This is a genomic window from Wolbachia endosymbiont (group A) of Norellia spinipes, from assembly GCF_964273535.1.
This window is the reverse complement of the sequence record NZ_OZ187006.1, coordinates 799,454-817,943: the sequence shown is the minus strand read 5'-3', so window position 1 is coordinate 817,943 and position 18,490 is coordinate 799,454. Positions and strand designations below refer to the sequence as shown.

Here is an 18,490-nt window from a genome sequence, read left to right as displayed (position 1 = left end):
ACTTAAAATGGAAAAAGTATTTTGATGAGAGAGTAAAACGAACAAGAATGTTGGCAAGCTCCTTTTCAAGAGGCTGCGTTTCTAAGGGAGGGAGTAGTAGTAATATTGCTTCCTTACCTGACCAACTCGCTCGTGATAAAGGCTTCGAAAAACGGGCTCAATTATATGCTGCTAAGGCTTACTCAAGGCAGGCTGATAAAGGTGGTAAGTACACTGATTTAAAGAAGGTTTTCTTTATTGCTATTTCCAATTGTAATTTATTTCCTGATAAGCCTGATTATATATCTAGCCATACCATAAGAGATGAAAAAACTAACGAGCATGACTTAAAAGATTTTCAATTTATCTTCATTGAGCTGCCAAAGTTTCCTAAGAACAGAGAAGAGCAGCTAGAAAATGTAGTAGATCGTTGGCTATTTTTCTTTAAATATGCAGAAGAAACAACTGATGAAGATTTAAGGAAAATAGCAGAAAAGTCACCAATAATAAAGCTAGCATAGGAATGAGAAGGATCTAGTGGCTTATGAAGAAAGGGTAATGGATTTAAAAAAAGAAGCTGCTATCTTGGAACAAAAACTCGATGATGCTAAACATGAAGGTAGACTAGAAGGCATCCAAATCGGCCATCAATCGGCCATCAAAAAGGTAAAATTGAAGGTAAAATTGAAGTTGCAAAAAACTTACTGAAAGCTGGCGTATCTGTTAACTTAATAGCTGAGTCTACCGGCCTTTCGATAGATGAAATTGAACAACTCAAGGAAAAAGCCTAAGTATTGCAACTCCCTTAAAGCTCTATCCATTTTTAACTTATTATATTTCTTTATCCACTAGTCTAGAGGCTATATCTAACTCTTCCGCTATTCTCGCTATGGCCTGTTTGATTTTCTCACCAATTCTACGCATCAGTTAAGTGCAAAATAGATGATATTTAAATATAAAAAATGTTTTTCATAAAATTTTTCTTGTCCTTGATAATTTTAGTGTTGCCATTTAATTCTAACTTTTGCATAATGCAGTAAATATTTTTATATAGGGGGTAAAATGCCAATAGAAACAAAGCGTCAAGCTGCAGTACTTAAAAAGCTACAAGATGTTATAAAACATACAGATCCTGAAGCTGCTGGGAGGAAGTTAGCTATTAAAAGGTGGGCGGAGACCTATATAGAGAATATTAAATCTTTTGAGGGTGATAAACTGCAGTTTTTGTACAATATATTCCAAGATGAAAATTGTTGGTCAGGTACAAGACTAAATAATCATGTTCTAGGTCAAAGGTTGACTGAAGAAAAAGTAGAAAAAATAGATAATCCACTTCGCATATATGAAATAGCTTCTAGTTACTGTGTGGTAGATAAAATTCATCCATTCTTCCAAAAAAGATTTGAATCTTACAAAAGTAATTTTTCTTCTGATGAACTTGATGGTAGTGGCAATCCTATAACTGACAAATACATAAGAAATTCACTTTTGAGTGGCATTGGAAGGAAGGGACATGTATTTAATTTCTGGATAGATAAAGAGTCTGGAGAATTGAAGCAACCAAGTAATGCATCAGAAGGTTTTGATAGTGCTGTAAAACTTAAGTGGAGTGAAGGAGTAGAATATTTTTATAAAGAAATTTTAAAAGAAAATCAAGATATGGCAGAGAAGAAGCTTACAGAAACTATTCTTGCTCTGTCTCGCGTTCAATCTGTTGAGAAAGATGCTCCTATTTTAGATTTTTGTGTAAATAAGGTAGCTGACAAAGATACTCTTTTGCAGAAATTATCGCAGAAAGATAAAGGAGTATATTCCCTTTTTGCTGAATTAATAGATTCGTATTTTTTTGATACAGTGCATGATTTAGTACAGTGCTGGTGTTATAAAGGAGTTTCAGAACGTGGAGGCGGAGATCATTCAGAGAAAATATTCTCATATGAAGAATATAAACTTCTTCTTTCCTCACTTTCAAATGTTATGTTGGAAAATCCTGAGTTTAATGCTCAAGCTAGATCTCTTATTATGGAAATGTGGAGATGTGATCGCTTTTATAAACACAAGGAGGCTGCTGTCGATACTTCTAACTTCCAAGTTCCTATAGAAAACGCACTTGCAGGGTTAGTGGTTAATTGGGAACGATCTGGTCGTAAGTCTGATGAAAAAAAAGAAATATTAGAGATAATGTTATTTGCCAAGGATTGCTTTCCTGAAAAGTTTGAGTCCTTCAAAGAAGTTATGATAGAAGACCTTAGATTATGTGGTAGAGAAGGAATGAAAGAAGATATAGACTACGGTAATTTCGCAAAAGAATTGTTTTCTGAGTTAGAAAAAGCAACTTTACCTCCTAGAGATGATGGTTCCGGTGATTATCGAAGACGGTCCATATCCATAGTGGAAGCTGAAGATTCTAGTCTTTCTATTAGACATGATGGTTCTGGTGATGCTCCGAAATCCATTCTTGGAACCCCTGGTGTAAGTGATTTTTCTCGCCGTAGCAAGTAGAAAGGTATATTATATGAATAATGGTGATGGATTTATCAGAAGTTTGGTCAATAAAAATCTTGAAGGTTTTAGACGAGAGTTTGAATCCTTTTTAGATCAATGTCCATCTTTCTTGTATCACGTGGGTACGGGTCGTTTCCTTCCTGTATTCTTTTTCAGTATGTTTGCTACTGCACATGACGCAGGTATTTTAGCTCCAGATGAGAGAGTCTATATTCGTTTTGATAATCATGGTATTGATACAGATGGTAGGAATAGAAGTACAGGAAACCTGAAGGTTGCAGTTTTAACTAATAAATCCCTTGGTAAAAAGCGAGTTGTCAGGTGTTACAGCATCTCTGATGTCCCTAATAGTGATGGGTTAAGATTTAGTGAAAGGGAGAAAAATTCTCTAGTGCAAGAGATTGGACGGGAAAATCGGGATTTAAGGGAAGAAGGCCTAAGTTTTGAGCAATACAAAGTGTGTACGCATGGGAAAGGCAAGAGCCAGGGAGAGAAAGGAGCAGTAGTATTTGAAGAGATTCGCGAAAAAGATTCTCGAGGTGGAGATAGATTTGCCAAATATTCAGCATCTGAAATCAATCTTATTAGAGTGCTCTTAGAAAATCACGAATTAACAATTAAGGAAATAGAAGGGATGGACCTCAATCAAAATCAGCATGGACAGCTTGATGAGTTGGTCAATTTTGTGCAAATTGCACCAGGTCAACAAAGAATTGATAACTTTGCAGAAATGTTAAGAAGTGGAGTTGTACGAACTTTACGAGACAATAGCACAGTAATTTTTAGATATATAACTCGAATCTATCGTAATTACGCAGGCACATTAGAAAATGATATTCAAGATCGCAATCAAAAGTTTGAGAGTCATGGGTTTTTATTAGGTTTTTTAGCGAATTTTAGTCATCTTTGCACAATAGATATTGACCTTAACTTATCTCTTGTAAATTCGTACGTTGCTTTTCTTGTACACCATCAAGCAGAGAGAGAAAACATTCCTATCGTTATTAATATTGGATGGAGAACATTGTTTGCATTGGAACACGCTAGAGGTGACGCTCAAAGATTACATGCTTCTTCATTTATATCTATTCATACTGAATCAAGACATGCTGTCTGTGTTGGATTAAATTTTAATTCACATCTAACCCCTTTTAGGGTTGGCATAGCAGAGCGTCAACAGAATAGGTTTCCTTTAGTACAAAGATTATTTGAGTGTGTAGAAGATGAAGGCATTAGAGAAAATGTTAGAGATTTCTTGCTTCAACATTTTCCTATCGAAATACCAAGAAATGCAGAAAATCATGACAGAATACTTGATTATATAATTGGTTTTGCTTTTGGGAATAGTGCTGTTACAAGAGAATATTTAGAGCTAAGAGAGGGAGAAGATCAAGTACGTCTAAAAAAGTACATATTTAGATATAATAATGAGGATTTAAGAAGACATGCTTTAACTATGGTTTTCCATGCTCAAGGTTTTCCTATAGTTATCCTTGATATTAGAAATCCCCATGATATACGATCAGTAAAAGCCATCTCTCTACCACCAGGTTATGATGGTGCTGTGAATAGAGTTACATACATACTTAATAATCAATATGGACTAAATGTTCTATTAGATAGATTTAATTCGCCTGATAGTTACCTACGTAGGAGTAGATATACTTCTTATGATGGTAATCTTATAGGAGTCCCTAATGCTGAAAATGTACATAATACTTTGAATCAAGTTATGAATGATGGGTGGCAAGGTATAGCTCAGCATAGAGAATTATTGAGAGCTATTTCTAGAGTGTTAGTTCCAGATAATATGAATGGTAATGCAATAATAGATGTAAGTAACAATGACAAATTTCGTTCTATACTGCACGGTATATTTTATGTTTGTAACAATCCTGATAAAGTGGTTACTGAATACAGGGTAGGTCAAACGTATAGTCCTGATATAAGAATGGCAGGAGAAGTAAGTACAAGAGCTGCAGAGCATAGATTAGATCTTCTATTATTAAGACAACCTACAGAGAATGATTCAGATACTCACCCAATTGGATATGTATTAGGGTTTGCTGATAATGAAGAAGAAGTAGAACAGGAGCAAGACGAAGCAAGGTACAGAATAACAGAATTGATGAGCAAACAAAGAGGATATTTGCCTATTACTTCTGGAAATGAGGTGGTTTTGTTTCCTATTGTGTTTAATAGAGGTGCAAATGAAGCAGGTAATCTTATACTTTTCCCAGAAGGAATAGGAAGAGAAGAGTATGTACATAGATTTGATCGTCGTAGTCGCAGCTTAAGACCAGGAAGAATTGTAAGGCCAGTAGCACTTAATAGTATTTTACCCCTAATAAATACATATATTCAAAATAATCCAAATGGTGCTTTCGGTCAGCTGAGGGATGTACATGATATACTTACACTAGATTTTGCAACAGATAATTGTAATTATCATTATTGGCTTCAAGATGAGGATATACGTTACGCTGCAAGGGCACAACGATATAATCTGCCACATGATGAAGGTAATATATTGTTTAACGTAATAAGAGAACAAGATATACATGATCAGTTGCAAGGTTATATTAACTATAGAGGAGTGCAAGTTGGTGAAATATTAATATCAAATTTGATCATCAATACAGGTCGTAGTCATTGGGTTACATTAGTTATTGTCTACCAAAATGGAAATTATTATGGATATTATGCTAATTCACTTGGTGGTAATGTTCCAGATCAGCTGAATACTCTTAGGATAAATAATGTTCCTGTTCCTGTCCATAATGTTTTAGCTGATCAAGAAGGTAATTTGTTAGTACAACAAGAAGATGGTTATAATTGTGGCATATGGGTATTAGAAAATGCCAGAAGTATTAATCAAATTTTACAACAGAATAATAATCTTGGAGAACAAGGTCGAGGCGTGTTGGGTGAAATACGTAATTCTCTTACGTTAAATGTTCCAGGTCTGAATAATATAGTTGATCAAAATAATCTTAGAAATGAACAGTACTTTCAAAACCTGAGAAGAGAAATCTCAAGAGAATTTCGAAACACTGGTACTAATGCTGGACACGATCGTGACAATAATCCACAGATTAGAGGTGCTATACGACTTCAAAATCAAAATGAAATCCGTGAACTACTATTAAACTTTTTAGAGCTCCAATATCCAGCGCATAGGATATGGCAACAGCAACCACCAGGGGGAGGGGGAGGAATGCCTATACTTAGTATTGGTGATTCTGATAATAGGGAATTATTAAAAGAACTAGAACAACCAAAAAATGATAAGATGGAAGCAAGGCAAGAAGCTGAGGAAAGAAAATGTGAAGGAATAAAGCAGAATAAGAATCTAATATTGAATGCAAGCGATGCAAATAAAACTGTAAATGATGCGAGATTATCTGGAATAAAAAGCTTTGAGAGTCAAGGGGTTTCAACTATGTTAAGTGATGCAAATGTCTCTGGTGTAAGTACTCGACTGGGTAGATATTGATTGTGGAAAGTGTTTAACAAAACATAAGCTTCAAGTTAAGGACATGCTGAACTGTAAAATTATATGGTCACGAAGGATAATAGTGTGGATTATGAGTGTAAACAACCAATATTATTAGCCAATAGGGTAAGAAAGAATAGCCTATAATTGCAGGCTTAGCTGGTTTAACGTGTTATCCAGTTCTTTTCGAGTAACATTGATTGGTGTAAAAATTTGCCTATATTATTAAATTCAATAATGAAAGAGTATTTGCAAAGGAAATTGGAATCTATAGAAATCCGATTTATGTTTTTTCAAGCTAAAGTTAACCTTGTAAAGGTTATGTGGTTTATCGACAAAAAAGATTTTATCCTATTTTACCGTGAGTTCACCCTTATGCTTCTTTGGTATTTTTGAGTAGAGATTAATATTAACTTAGTGTTATATATTGCTAACAATTTAATTGTATAACTATTTTCAGCAACCAAAGCCAATAAGCGTGAGAAGTGTTTGTCTTGGGATGGCATGGTCTACCGCTTGTTCTGTGCGAACTTTTCTATATAATAATTTTACTATATCGCAAAACCAGCTATATTAGCCTACTTTAACTAAATTTATATATGAACTAATTTGCTTAACTTTGTTGCAACAGTTTTACTTTTCTATTTTCACAACCCTATTTTTACGCGGCTTGTTCTCACAGATATATGTACCTTTTTGTGGTTCTGAGAAAGGTTAAAGAAGTAAACAAACAAATTTATTGTAGTGCTAGAGATAGTAGTATTTACTTGCAAATTTTGACAAGAGTTGCTAAGCTTTTATCTAACTTAAACAAAAATTAAATTGTTCATTAGAAAATAGTGAGGAAAAGATGAGATTACATCAAAAAGAGAAAATTTCTGGGACTGCAGAGGAAATATACAACACTTACTTACTATTATATAAACTAAATGAGATTAAAGTTGATAGTGGAAAATCACTGCAAGATATAATTGTTGAAGCAATTACTCAAGGTAAAACACAAGCAGAGTTTAAAGTAAAAGGTAATTCATATAAAGTTAACATTATCAAAAAAGGTGGTAGCTATGAGCTTGGAATTTTAGGTGAGCATACTAAACCAGAAGCTAAAGATATACTGAAATATACTGACGAAGAGATAATAGCTCTATGGGCCGATAGTAAAGTGTCTTTCGAAAAAGATCCAAATAATAATAGGGCATTTGCTGTTGGTTTACATGATCAATCAAGATTGCAAGATTTAAAAGTCGGTGGGCTAGGTAAAAAAGTTCCATTTGCTTTGCGTTTTGCCAATTTTTACAAAGTCATAGAGGTTTTAAAGGATGAAGGGACACCATTAGAAGAAAGACTAAGAATAGCAAATAATATAGCAACTGGTTCAGGAAAAACAGGGGATATAGCGCTCTTAAAATTCTGGGCTTATCTTACAAATATTCCTTGCGTTACTGCAGTTCCAAGCGACAATTTGAGAAATCAATCAAATAATTTTGATAGAGCATTTTTACCTGATGAAGTTGCACAAGAATTTGCTGAACCTTTTTCTGAAACAAATGCTGAATATGCAACTTCAACTTTTACTGAAGCGTTTAATACGCAATGGAATTTGCTTAATGATAAATATGGTAAAAATAAAAGCAAACCAGCATTGATTCTTATCGATGAAGCTCCAAAATTGAAAGAAAATGCTGTGCAAATGGCTCGTGCAGTTGAAGTATCTCGTGGTAACCCGACTGCTTTTTTCAGTGCTACACCAGATAAATTTCTCAGTGAAGAATTTAAAATAAAACAACAGATCTTGCTTTCTCCAAAGGAAAGAGAAGCACTTGGTATTGGAAAATTGCCTGTGGTGTACTACCATAAAATGAAATTTAAAAACTTGGAAGAGATGGTAAGTGCTAAAGGTCGAGGCAAAAGCACATATGAGTTGCGATTTGTAAATCCAGAAATAGCATATACAGAAAAAAGTGAAAATACCCATACAAGACTCAATCAATATAAAGATGCAGTAGCGAAATTTATAAGTGAGATAACAAAGCAGAACGGTGATCTTAGTAAGCTATCACAGCCATTTTTAGATTTCATTAGCAAATCATTAGACAGTCAAGCTTATAAGAAAGGTTTAATCGGCACTGAAGAAAGGTGGGCAGAAAACGTGAAAAATTATATCACTGAGGGAAGAAAAGATGATGCTCAAGAAAGAAGAAAAAAGCGCATAGAATCTTTTGTTAAAGTAATTAAAGATCTGAATATTGGGTTAACAGAAAACAATATAAGATGCCTGGTAGAGGAAAACTTAAATGTTGAAATTGGTAGCAAATTACTTCCTTCCATTAAACTACATAACATACTTGATACTTTGGATGAATATAAAAAGAGTGGCAGAGCAGTTAATAAGGATGAAATAAGTAAATTTATTGATGAAAAATATGAAATTACTGATTCTTCTTCTCTAGAGTTCAATTCTGAACTCACAGATGCTATATTGAAATTACATAAGCTTCAAAGTGATCAAGGTCACAAAAAAAGTACGGAACGTAACTATCCTGGAGATAAAAAACTACATGAGCATATTTTTAACGAATTTCCTAAAATTAAAAAATTTTGTGAGCAGGATGCAGTTATCTGTTGCTTTAATGGAAGTGTGAAGCGTTTCAAAAGTAATGGAGAGCAAATCTATCAGTATATTGATGATATGGATAAAAAGAATATACTTAGTATAATTAAGGCTGGCTTTGTGCCAAACACTATTTCTAAAGAGCTGGCATTAGGAATTGATGCTCCAAGACTCAGCAGAGCTGCAGCTATAGTAAAAGACAAAACCGAAATGCTAGATCCAATGTTTTTACTTCAGCTTATGGGAAGAGTTGGAAGAGATGCAAAAAGTAAAGGATCATGTTATTTTGATATGTTTACATCTGATGAAAGCTGCTTAAAGGTTGATGAAATAACTACGCTATCAGGAGCAAACCTCATTACAAAGCTTGAGGAGGGGCATGAAAATTATATTCGAGATGGAGAAGGTAATATTAAAACGTGTTCTGCTTTGTTGGAGTGGGATATAAAGCAAATTATCGTACTCTATGATTTGAATCCTCATCTTCAGAAAGAACAAAGTCTTCGAAACGCAGTTGCAAAAAGAATAAAGAGCGAGTTGAGTAATCTAAGCATTCAATATCGTTATGATAAAAAAGCTGTTATAAGCGTTTTTACCGGTGTTTTAAAACGAAGTACATCTAATTTGGAAAGAACTTTCAATACACAAAAAGTAAACCTAGAAAATGTAAGGAGATTAGGGGCTTGTGTAGATTATGCAGAAAGCATCCCATTAAATGATGCAGCACTCAAGGAGTTAGAAGAGTCAATAAAAGGGCTTAAAGGTGTAGTCAAGCAATTGGAGCAAGTGAGCACAAACGCACTAGAATACTCGGACGACATGTCACTAGCAGATTGGGCACGCTATATAGTTCATACAAAACCTATGAGCCACGAAGATTTACTTAAAGCCGATCCCAATTCTAGAGCTCCAATTTTCATGGAACAAAAAGAAAGATCACAAAGAAGATGTGCCTCTGTACATAATGCAAGTGAAAGTATAGGAACACCTAGTACTGCAAGTAAATCCTTTCAGCAAGTCAGCACAAAAAAGAAAATTATGTATGGTGTGATGATAGCTTCTCCATTTATAGCAGTGGGAATTTACGCTTTAGTTGTAGGTGCAGCAGTTTTCGATCCTGTGGTAGCTGCTGGCATATTTGTTGGAGCTGTGGTAACTGCTGCTATACTATTTGGAGCAGTAAAAATTTATGAAAAGAAAGCAGAAAATCCAGATATGGAAGTAGGAACTGCTGTTAAGCAGGGAGTGTTAAATAAACTGTGTCAAACCGAAAAAAAAGTAATAAATTGATATAAAAAAATGGAGGTTTGACAATGAGTCAGAAAGTAGTAAACAGAACTACCGGTTTGGTAGATTATAAAGAATTAGAAACAAATATCCTGTCGTCTATACGAGAAGGAAGACCGTTGACAGGAAGAGATGGAGCATTAACACCGTTTATAAAAAAGTTGCTGGAGGTAAGCCTGGAAGGTGAAATAGAAAACCACTTGTCGGCTGAAAGCGAAGAGAATAATCGAAGAAATGGGAGGAATGCAAAGACTTTACGTACAAGCGCAGGGTCATTTGAGCTTTTGACGCCAAGAGATAGGGAAGGAAGTTTCGAACCACAAATAGTCAAAAAAAGGCAAACAAACTTACATCCAGAGCTTGAAACGAAGATTTTGAGCACATTTGCCAGTGGTATGGGCTATAGAGATATAGTGTCACATGTTGAGGAAATTTATGATCACAAAATATCGGTGGCAGAGATATCAAGTATTACTGACAAATTGCTACCAGTAATCAACGAATGGCGTAGTCGCCCGCTGCAGTCTGTATATCCGATAGTTTTCATGGTTTTTTAAAGTCAAAGAGGACGGGCATTGCGTAAGTAAATGCATGTATAACATATTAGGCATAGATCAAAATGGCAAAAAAGAAGTATTAGGTTTTTATTTGGCTGAAAGTGAAGGAGCTAACTTCTGGTTGGGAGTGCTAAATGACCTCAAAGAAAGAGGAGATACCGTCTTGTTAGTCAACAAAAAAATTATAAAAATTTCCCAAGTTGCATCATAAAATCAAAAAATACTTCCAATTGTGTAACAGTACACAGATTATAGTTAGTGGATATGTTGATAAGTAAATTAGTTTTATACGCACAAAACAGATGAAGTTTACTTATCAACATATCCACTAACCAACAACATTCAATAAATTTGTGTAAGATACCACTTTACATAAGATAGATAGGAAGCATTTTTGATTTTAAAGTACTAAACCTTCAGTCAACCTCCTAGCCCTGTAGTTTTTGATATGGTTAGGATCAAAAGCACTTTTGGATGTCAGAATACCGAAAATGATATGGAGTAGCTTACGCATTGCAGCACCAACGATGGCCATATTATGCTTACCCTTTTCCTTTAATCTTTGGCAAAAGCTCATAATGATAGGATTGTGATTCTTAGCTACTATGGCAGGAAAGAAAAGTGCCTTACGTAATGTTTGTGAACCGGATTTACTTAATCTGGGTTTGGCATATACAGAGGAACCTGACGTCATATTTCGTGGTATAACTCCTGTATATGCTGCCAATTGCCTGGCATCTCTAAAAACCTCTATATCAGAAACTTCAGCTAAAATAGCTATTGCTGATTCTTCTCCTATGCCTGGAATAGTCAATAGAAGTTGAAAATTTTCCAACAATTCTTTGTGTTGATTTAATAGTTCACGTACGGAGTTTTTTATTGTTTCTATTTTTTGAGCTATATTCATTGCAAGGTCTTCCCAAGCATTTGCAACTTCTTTAGGCAGTCTCTCTTTTTTTTCTAAGTGGTTATTTACTAATGTTAACTCATCTTTTAACGCAACTGAGCAACGATAAAGATGTTTTAATTTTTTCATTTCAGGAGAAGGTGGTGTCCAACTAGAAGGTTCCTGTCTTTGGCAATAATCAGCAATAACTTCTGCATCGGTCTGATCATTCTTTTGTCGTATCAGCTTACTCCTTGCATAAGATTTTATGCAATAAGGATTTACAACACTTACAAAATGTCCAGCATTGTGTAGAAATTCAGCCAGTGCTTCGCTATAACAACCAGTAGATTCCATGCAGGTTTTTACTTTTTCTACATTATGTTTGTGTAGAAAATTCAGTAGACTTTGAAACCATCGTTCTTAAAGCTTCTTTTTCTAGTTTCACGCTTTCCTTTTTTGCTTATAAATGAGAGAAAAACATCAAAGCGATCTTTTGATATATCTATGCCCAAAAAGTTGTTGATCATATATAACCCCATACGTTACCATTAAAAATGAAAAGTAAGGCTAGTCTTGTGAATACAGAATTAGAACCATTCAGGTCTTTCTACGATACCTTCCAGCCTATACTTTTGAGAAGGGAATTCTTATCTCCTCTACAGATTTTATATCTAAGAAGAAGCACAGAGTTCCTCCCTTCTCCACCTAATGCTTAAGCTTAAAACATTAGATGCTTTTGACAAGATACAAGAAGGGGCTACTCGGATAACAAGAAAGAGGCTACTCGGATGACACCCTGACAACCGTCATCCCGCTTCTTGTTAGCGGGATCTATGTTAAGAGATACCGCGAATGAATCGCGGTATGACGTAGGACTGCTGTCATCCCAGTGCCCAGACACTGGGATCCAGTTTTCCATATAATCTCATCGAAAATGTTGTAACCACTTTCTATGCTAGTTTGCTTGCTTACAAGCAAACTTTTCTGGATCCCAGTGTCGGGGCACTGGGATGACAGGAGAAGGAGGCTACTTGCATGACACCATTCTTTTTCCTGAATCCAAGTAGTCAAGCTACTCGGATGACACCATTTACAACCACTCCCCTACCCTTTCTAGCTGTTTATAGCTATTAAATCTCAGGAATTTATCAAAATATGGAGAGGCAATAAAGGGTGTGGAATTACTTAAATAATTAGATAAAAAACCAGGCAGATCATTTTTTAATTCTTGCATTTTGTATCTATAATTTTGTATAGAAATAACTTTTATTTTATCATAATCAAGTTTCCAATAAGCAAGTTCTGAAACTTCTCTTTTTGTTATATGTTCTACCGCTAAGGCTTGCAAAATTAACTGTGGAAAAAACCCCGACATCACTTCTTCGTTGGAAGGTGGTGAACCAAGTTTATAGTCTATAATTGCTACTTGCCCACTTGGTAGATACTCAACTCTATCACATCTTGCTGTCAGTAAAATTTCTTGTGGGATCAGATCTCTATTTGTCATCCAAGCAGTTTCATACTGGGATACATCATCACAAGAAATATAGATTCCAGCGTCACGCGCTGGAATATGAAATATCGGACAGGTAAAACTCTTTTCCAACTCAACATAATTGCTTCGAGTTTCATCAAATTCGACAAAAGATTGAATTATCCTTTGCAGTCTTACCCACCACATATTTGAAAAATTAAACTGACTAGTCGAGAATGCTTTTCGTGCAATGCTCATTGGCGACTTTTTGTTGCGTAAATATCTTGCAAGAATGTTGTGCACCATAGTGCCAAATTCCAATATCGATGGCTTAAAATTCAAGTCTCTTAATTGTTTAAGGCCCAGTATATATTCAACGTAAAATGAATAAGGATTACGAATTAGCTTTTCTATTGCACTGCAAGACATCACCTGCATTTTTTCTTTTCTAACTTCGGTTTGAGGTTTTGGCATAGGCTGAGTACATGGAACAGTACATTCAGGCGTATTTAATATCCTCAGCCAATCGCGATACGGCTGTTTCCCCTCCTTGAGCAGAATTTCCAAACGCTGCAATAGAATTGGTTTTCTATGGCTTAGCGATCTTGTAATATAAACCTTACTTGCACAAAACAAATTGTGTAAAGTATAAAAAAAATACCCCTGCTCTTCTTGCGCAGAAGGAAGGTTAAATTTTTCTCTCGTAAGTGCATTCAAAAGCGGACTTTGAAAGCTTGGCGCTTCATTAAATCCAGCGAGTATTACAACTTTGTTGTGATATAAGCTGAATTTATTCAAGTCATTTGCTACAGAGAAAAACTCTTTCTCTAAAAATAAGGTCAGAATTTGGCTATATAACTCTAAGGAGCACTTAATTTCTATACCCTCACATGCATTCAAGAAATTACAGGTGAAACTACCTATTTCACTATTTAGCTCTGAAAAATTTATACCAGATAGCACATTAATACACTGCAAATGAGTTGCCACCACATCAGAAATAGGGCAATTTATAGAGTTAAGTAAAAGATTAAGTATAGCCTCTAACCTATTGATAATAAGCAATATATCCTCTTTATGTTTTAGCTTTTTATAGGTATTAATAGCATCTATAATATCTTTAAGGCCATTTGTACTAAAGTTGCGTAATATCTCTATTTCAAATTCAGATAAAATCCGAGTGTACTCTTCTTGAGTGTAACCAAAAGTCACTAGCCTATGTTTAAGGAGCGAAAGTAATGACACACTGCTCCAATTTGAGGTCAAAACTTCGATACTATAAAGTAGGAGTGTTATATAAGGATAATTTTCCGGTATGGCACTGTGTTGCCTTGATAAACATGCTATACGAGCTGCAAGTAATTTATCAAAGACAACCAAAGAAACGTTTTCATAACCTTCATTCTCTATAATTAATGATGTCACTTGTGCTTCTTCCTCTCTGGAATCACAAGTGATGACTTCAATATTGCCAATATGTCCATTACTAACTTTGCTTAGATCGGCAGTTGTATCAAAAATGTAATCTAGATATTCCTCAGGACTTCCTGTTATCCCAGCCCTTTCTTCTGTCATCCCAGTGCTTGACACTGGGATCCAGTTTTCATTATACAGCCACCTGGTGCGCTCATTTAAAGTTAAGTTTTCTGGATCCCAGTGTCTGGGCACTGGAGAACACGCTTCTGGCAGAAAACTCACATCTCTTCTATCTACATTTAAATAATCGAGTAGATCTTTCAGGCAATATTGATAATGTTTTTTATCAAGTGATTGCCAATCTTTCTCTTTAATTTTCAAATTCAGATTAGGAAAAATTATTTTTCCAAACGGCAGGTCATATATAGCCTTAATTAACGACTTATCCTTTCCAATTCCAACAAAGATTATATGTTGGTCTTTTTGTAAAGAGATTATCATATTGTTTATGTAATCACTCTTATGTTCTAATATATCTACTACTCCTAAATCTTTTAAAATTTTATTCCAACTCTCAATGAGTAAGCTTATGAAATTCTCTATTTTTTTTGAATGTTCATCGAATTGATAACAATCCGTTGTTTGGGTAGATTGAATTTTATCAAGCAATGATGGCAGGCTATAAGCTAAATCAATGGGGAAATTATCATTATTTTTTCTATTCCACTCCAATATGAATTGAATGAGTAGCAGCGTCCTCTTTGTTGGATTGATAACTTTAACTCTATCAAGATTTAATATTAAATCCTCTTCATCAATGTTTTCCAGTGAAACTATCTCTGGCAAAATTATGCATTTTTTAGCGTTATAATTCTTGAACGCACTCAGCAGCGCTATTACATCCCTTTTGCAGGGAAGTATGATCTTTATCTCGGGAATTTTTTCTCTTTCATATTCAGAAAATATGTGCTGAACCAATACATTGAAAAAGGACTCATCCACATTAACGGTAAAAACTCTTCCCACTAACAGTAACAATTAATACAATATTTTATTATATAGAAATCACTCAAAATATAAATGTGCTCGCAGTTTCTTATGCTATGATATATTAAAGTCTTTCACAATATTACATGGCAAACATCAGAATAGAAGTTTTAAATAAATGTGAACAAGTTGGCCGCAGAAGGGTAGTTAATGTTTACTTGATTTACATAAGCAAAGAATTACCATCAAAATTACATGAAGAAATTTGTGGGCTATTTTATAATAAAGTCATACAAGACTGCCGTTATTATTCCTACAATGAAAACCTTCAATATGACTTCATAGAACCACAAGCAAAGTGGGGCTTGGAAATAAGCTTTTTACCTGGCATGACTGACAATATGGGCAACACAGCGAAACAAATTGTTAGAGAGTATTTAATTAGCAAGGGCCACATTGATGAAGGCGTTCATATCAAAGCAAGAAGTTCAAAGCTGATTTTGGGTAAAGGAAGCATGCCAACCGAAGATGATATAAAGCAAGAATTCAACCCTATCACTGAATATTGCACACTTATCTGTAAGAACTATAGCTGGAAATATTATGGTAAATCGAATACAACACCTGGTGTCATCCCAGTGCCCCGACACTGGGATCCAGAAAATTTCAAGCAATTGTATAATGCAAACTGGATTCCAGTGTCAAGCACTGGAATGACAGAAGGTAGGGTTGGGATGACAGAGGATAGTACTAAGTCTGTTGACCTCAATGTGAGTGACCAAGAGCTTGAAAAAATCAGCAGAGATGGAATCGATGGTAATGGCACTTTAGGGCTCTCGCTGGCAGCAATGAAAGCTATAAAGGATTACTTTAAAAAACTCGGTAGAAATCCATATGATATTGAACTTGAGTCTCTGGCACAGACTTGGTCTGAACATTGTAAACACAATATTTTTTGCTCCCCTATTGATGAAATAAAAGACGGTCTATATGCTCATTATATTAAGCGTGCAACGCGTGAGATAAATTCTGACATATGCGTGTCAGTTTTCTCCGACAACGCAGGAGGAATAATTTTTGATGACGATTACTTGATTGTCGATAAAGTTGAAACTCACAATAGCCCTTCAGCTCTTGATCCATTTGGTGGAGCAATGACCGGAGTGCTTGGAGTTAATCGTGATATAGTGGGTTTCGGGAAAGGCGCGGAGCCTATAATGAATACCTATTACTTTTGCTTTGCCAAAGAAGCAAAAGGCAAATTTTATAGGGACAAGGAGCGCACTGATGAGATCTTACCGCCAAAATATATAATGAAAGAAGTGATTCATGGCGTTAATGTTGCTGGTAACTGTTCTGGCATTCCAACGCAACTTGGATCGGTATATTTTGACGATAGATTTTGTGGCAAGCCATTAGTCTTTGTTGGAAGTGTCGGAATTATTCCACGCAATATAAATAATGCACCTTCACACATTAAAGGACCAAAAAATGGCGATAAAATCGTAATTATTGGTGGAAGAGTTGGAAGAGATGGAATTCACGGTGCAACGTTTTCTTCAGAGGCTTTGTCGGGAAACAGCCCTTCAACGATTGTGCAAATTGGTGACCCCATAACACAAAAAAAACTATCCAATGCCGTCATAAAAGCAAGAGATCTTGGTCTTTATAATGCAATAACGGATAATGGAGCAGGCGGTCTATCATCGTCTATTGGTGAAATGGGAAAAGACGGATTTGAAGTTGATTTGAGCAAGGTTCTCCTTAAAAACGATGGTATGGCTCCGTGGGAAATATGGATATCAGAATCACAAGAGAGAATGACTTTAGCAGTGCCAGAAGAAAATTTTCCTGCGTTTAAGCAAATCATGAAAAAACATGATGTGGAGGTTTGTGTGATTGGAGAGTTTAATGAGAGTGGTAAAGCTGTTGTTAAATGTCCTGAAGGGACAGTAATAATGGATATGGAAACTGAATTTTTGCATGACGGTAATCCCAAAGTGCATTTACAAACAAAGCCATGTTCTAAGGAGCCTGCTGTCATTCCGGAACCCTCTCCTGTCATCCCAACACTCTTCCCTGTCATCCCAGTGCTTGACACTGGGATCCAGCAGGCTGAGCCTGCAAACATTTTATGCAAAAACCCATCCAACGGTGGAATTGAATGTGAAATGGATTCCAGTGTCAAGCACTGGAATGACACCTTTGCATTAAAAAAAATGCTAAGCAGACCAAACATATGCAGCAAAGAGTTCATAGTGGTGCAATATGACCATGAGGTTCAGGGGTCGTCAATACTGAAACCACTGCAAGGCAAGGGAAGAGTATGCAGTGAAGCTGTTGTCTCGAGGCCAGTCCTTTCTTCAAACAAAGGTGTTGTAAAATCGCAGGGATTTGGCTCAAGTTATGGAGAAATTGACACTTATCACATGGCAGCATGTGCGATTGACACTGCAATACGCAACTACGTAGCTGCAGGAGGAAATATAAATCATCTAGCGTTGCTCGACAATTTTTGCTGGTGCGATGCTTATAATCCAGAAAGGCTATGGCAGCTAAAGAGAGCTGCAGAGGCTTGTTACGACTTTGCAACTGCATTTAAAACGCCATTCATATCCGGAAAAGACAGTATGTTCAATGACTTCAAGGGATATGACGAAAATGGCGAGAAAGTGATGATATCTGCACCACCTTCATTACTCATTTCAGCAATTGGAGTTATAGAAAATATTGAAAATGCGGTATCGCTTGATGTGAAAATTCCAGGGGACTTGATATATGTGCTTGGTACAACCCACGATGAGCTTGGTAGATCTGAATATCAGTTATATAGTGGAATAGATAATAACAACGTGCCAAAAGTTGATGCAAAGAGCGCTAGGAAGTTGTATGAGCGTTACAACCAGGCAATAAAAGATGGCATAATTGCCTCTGCAATTGCACCAAACTTAGGCGGCTTAATTATTGCTCTGGCAAAATCGCTAATTGCAGGAGACCTTGGTGCTGAAATCGATCTTTCACTAGTACCAATAGGAAAAACACAAAATACAGACATAATAAACAAGATAATAATGTTTTCTGAATCGCAAAGTAGAATTTTGGTTACTATTGCACCACAAAATCAGCAGAGGTTTGAAGCGTTGTTTGAAGATGCGGCTTATTCATGTATTGGCAAAGTAACAGAGAAAAAGGTGCTAAACATAAAGGATGTTTTAAAAGTAAATCTGAAAGATTTGGGAAATAGTTATTATATAGCTAAAGTAACTTAGGTTTACAGACGATTTGATAA

At 35.6% G+C, this 18,490-nt stretch carries 6 protein-coding genes and 3 pseudogenes; 6 read left to right on the top strand and 3 right to left on the bottom strand.

Features of this window, described 5'->3' with window-relative positions; all coding sequences use genetic code 11:
• Nucleotides 1-47 precede the first annotated feature (47 nt).
• The 5 genes and pseudogenes from ACFZP3_RS03990 to ACFZP3_RS03970 all read left to right on the top strand — a co-directional run.
• Nucleotides 48-770, top strand: a pseudogene (locus ACFZP3_RS03990) (Rpn family recombination-promoting nuclease/putative transposase).
• A gap of 271 nt (nucleotides 771-1,041) precedes the next feature.
• Nucleotides 1,042-2,481 carry a cytoplasmic incompatibility factor CifA gene (locus tag ACFZP3_RS03985; protein ID WP_386086890.1) on the top strand — a complete coding sequence of 480 codons (1,440 nt, stop codon included), beginning with the start codon at nucleotides 1,042-1,044 and terminating at the stop codon, nucleotides 2,479-2,481.
• Nucleotides 2,482-2,494: 13 nt separating this feature from the next.
• A complete protein-coding gene (locus tag ACFZP3_RS03980) occupies nucleotides 2,495-5,980 on the top strand; it encodes a cytoplasmic incompatibility factor CifB (protein WP_386086889.1) in 3,486 nt (1,161 codons plus the stop codon).
• 850 nt (nucleotides 5,981-6,830) lie between these two features.
• Nucleotides 6,831-9,881, top strand: coding sequence for a hypothetical protein (locus ACFZP3_RS03975; RefSeq protein ID WP_265016526.1), 3,051 nt, complete (start codon nucleotides 6,831-6,833; stop codon nucleotides 9,879-9,881).
• 23 nt (nucleotides 9,882-9,904) lie between these two features.
• Nucleotides 9,905-10,607: pseudogene (locus ACFZP3_RS03970) on the top strand (transposase); the annotation flags it as partial.
• A gap of 228 nt (nucleotides 10,608-10,835) precedes the next feature.
• On the opposite strand, the pseudogene ACFZP3_RS03965 reads toward ACFZP3_RS03970, so the two are convergent.
• From ACFZP3_RS03965 to ACFZP3_RS03955, 3 genes and pseudogenes are all read right to left on the bottom strand, one after another.
• A pseudogene (locus ACFZP3_RS03965) lies at nucleotides 10,836-11,851 on the bottom strand (IS110 family transposase).
• A 304-nt stretch (nucleotides 11,852-12,155) separates the two neighbouring features.
• A complete protein-coding gene (locus ACFZP3_RS03960) occupies nucleotides 12,156-12,395 on the bottom strand; it encodes a hypothetical protein (RefSeq protein WP_353273122.1) in 240 nt (79 codons plus the stop codon).
• A 19-nt stretch (nucleotides 12,396-12,414) separates the two neighbouring features.
• Entirely contained in the window at nucleotides 12,415-15,240 is a 2,826-nt protein-coding gene (locus ACFZP3_RS03955; protein WP_386086888.1) for a WPE palindromic element domain-containing protein, read from the bottom strand.
• A 107-nt stretch (nucleotides 15,241-15,347) separates the two neighbouring features.
• On the opposite strand from ACFZP3_RS03955, the gene ACFZP3_RS03950 reads away from it, so the two are divergent.
• Nucleotides 15,348-18,470: an AIR synthase-related protein gene (locus ACFZP3_RS03950; protein ID WP_386086887.1), complete on the top strand. Its 3,123-nt coding sequence runs from the start codon at nucleotides 15,348-15,350 to the stop codon at nucleotides 18,468-18,470.
• Nucleotides 18,471-18,490: the final 20 nt, after the last annotated feature.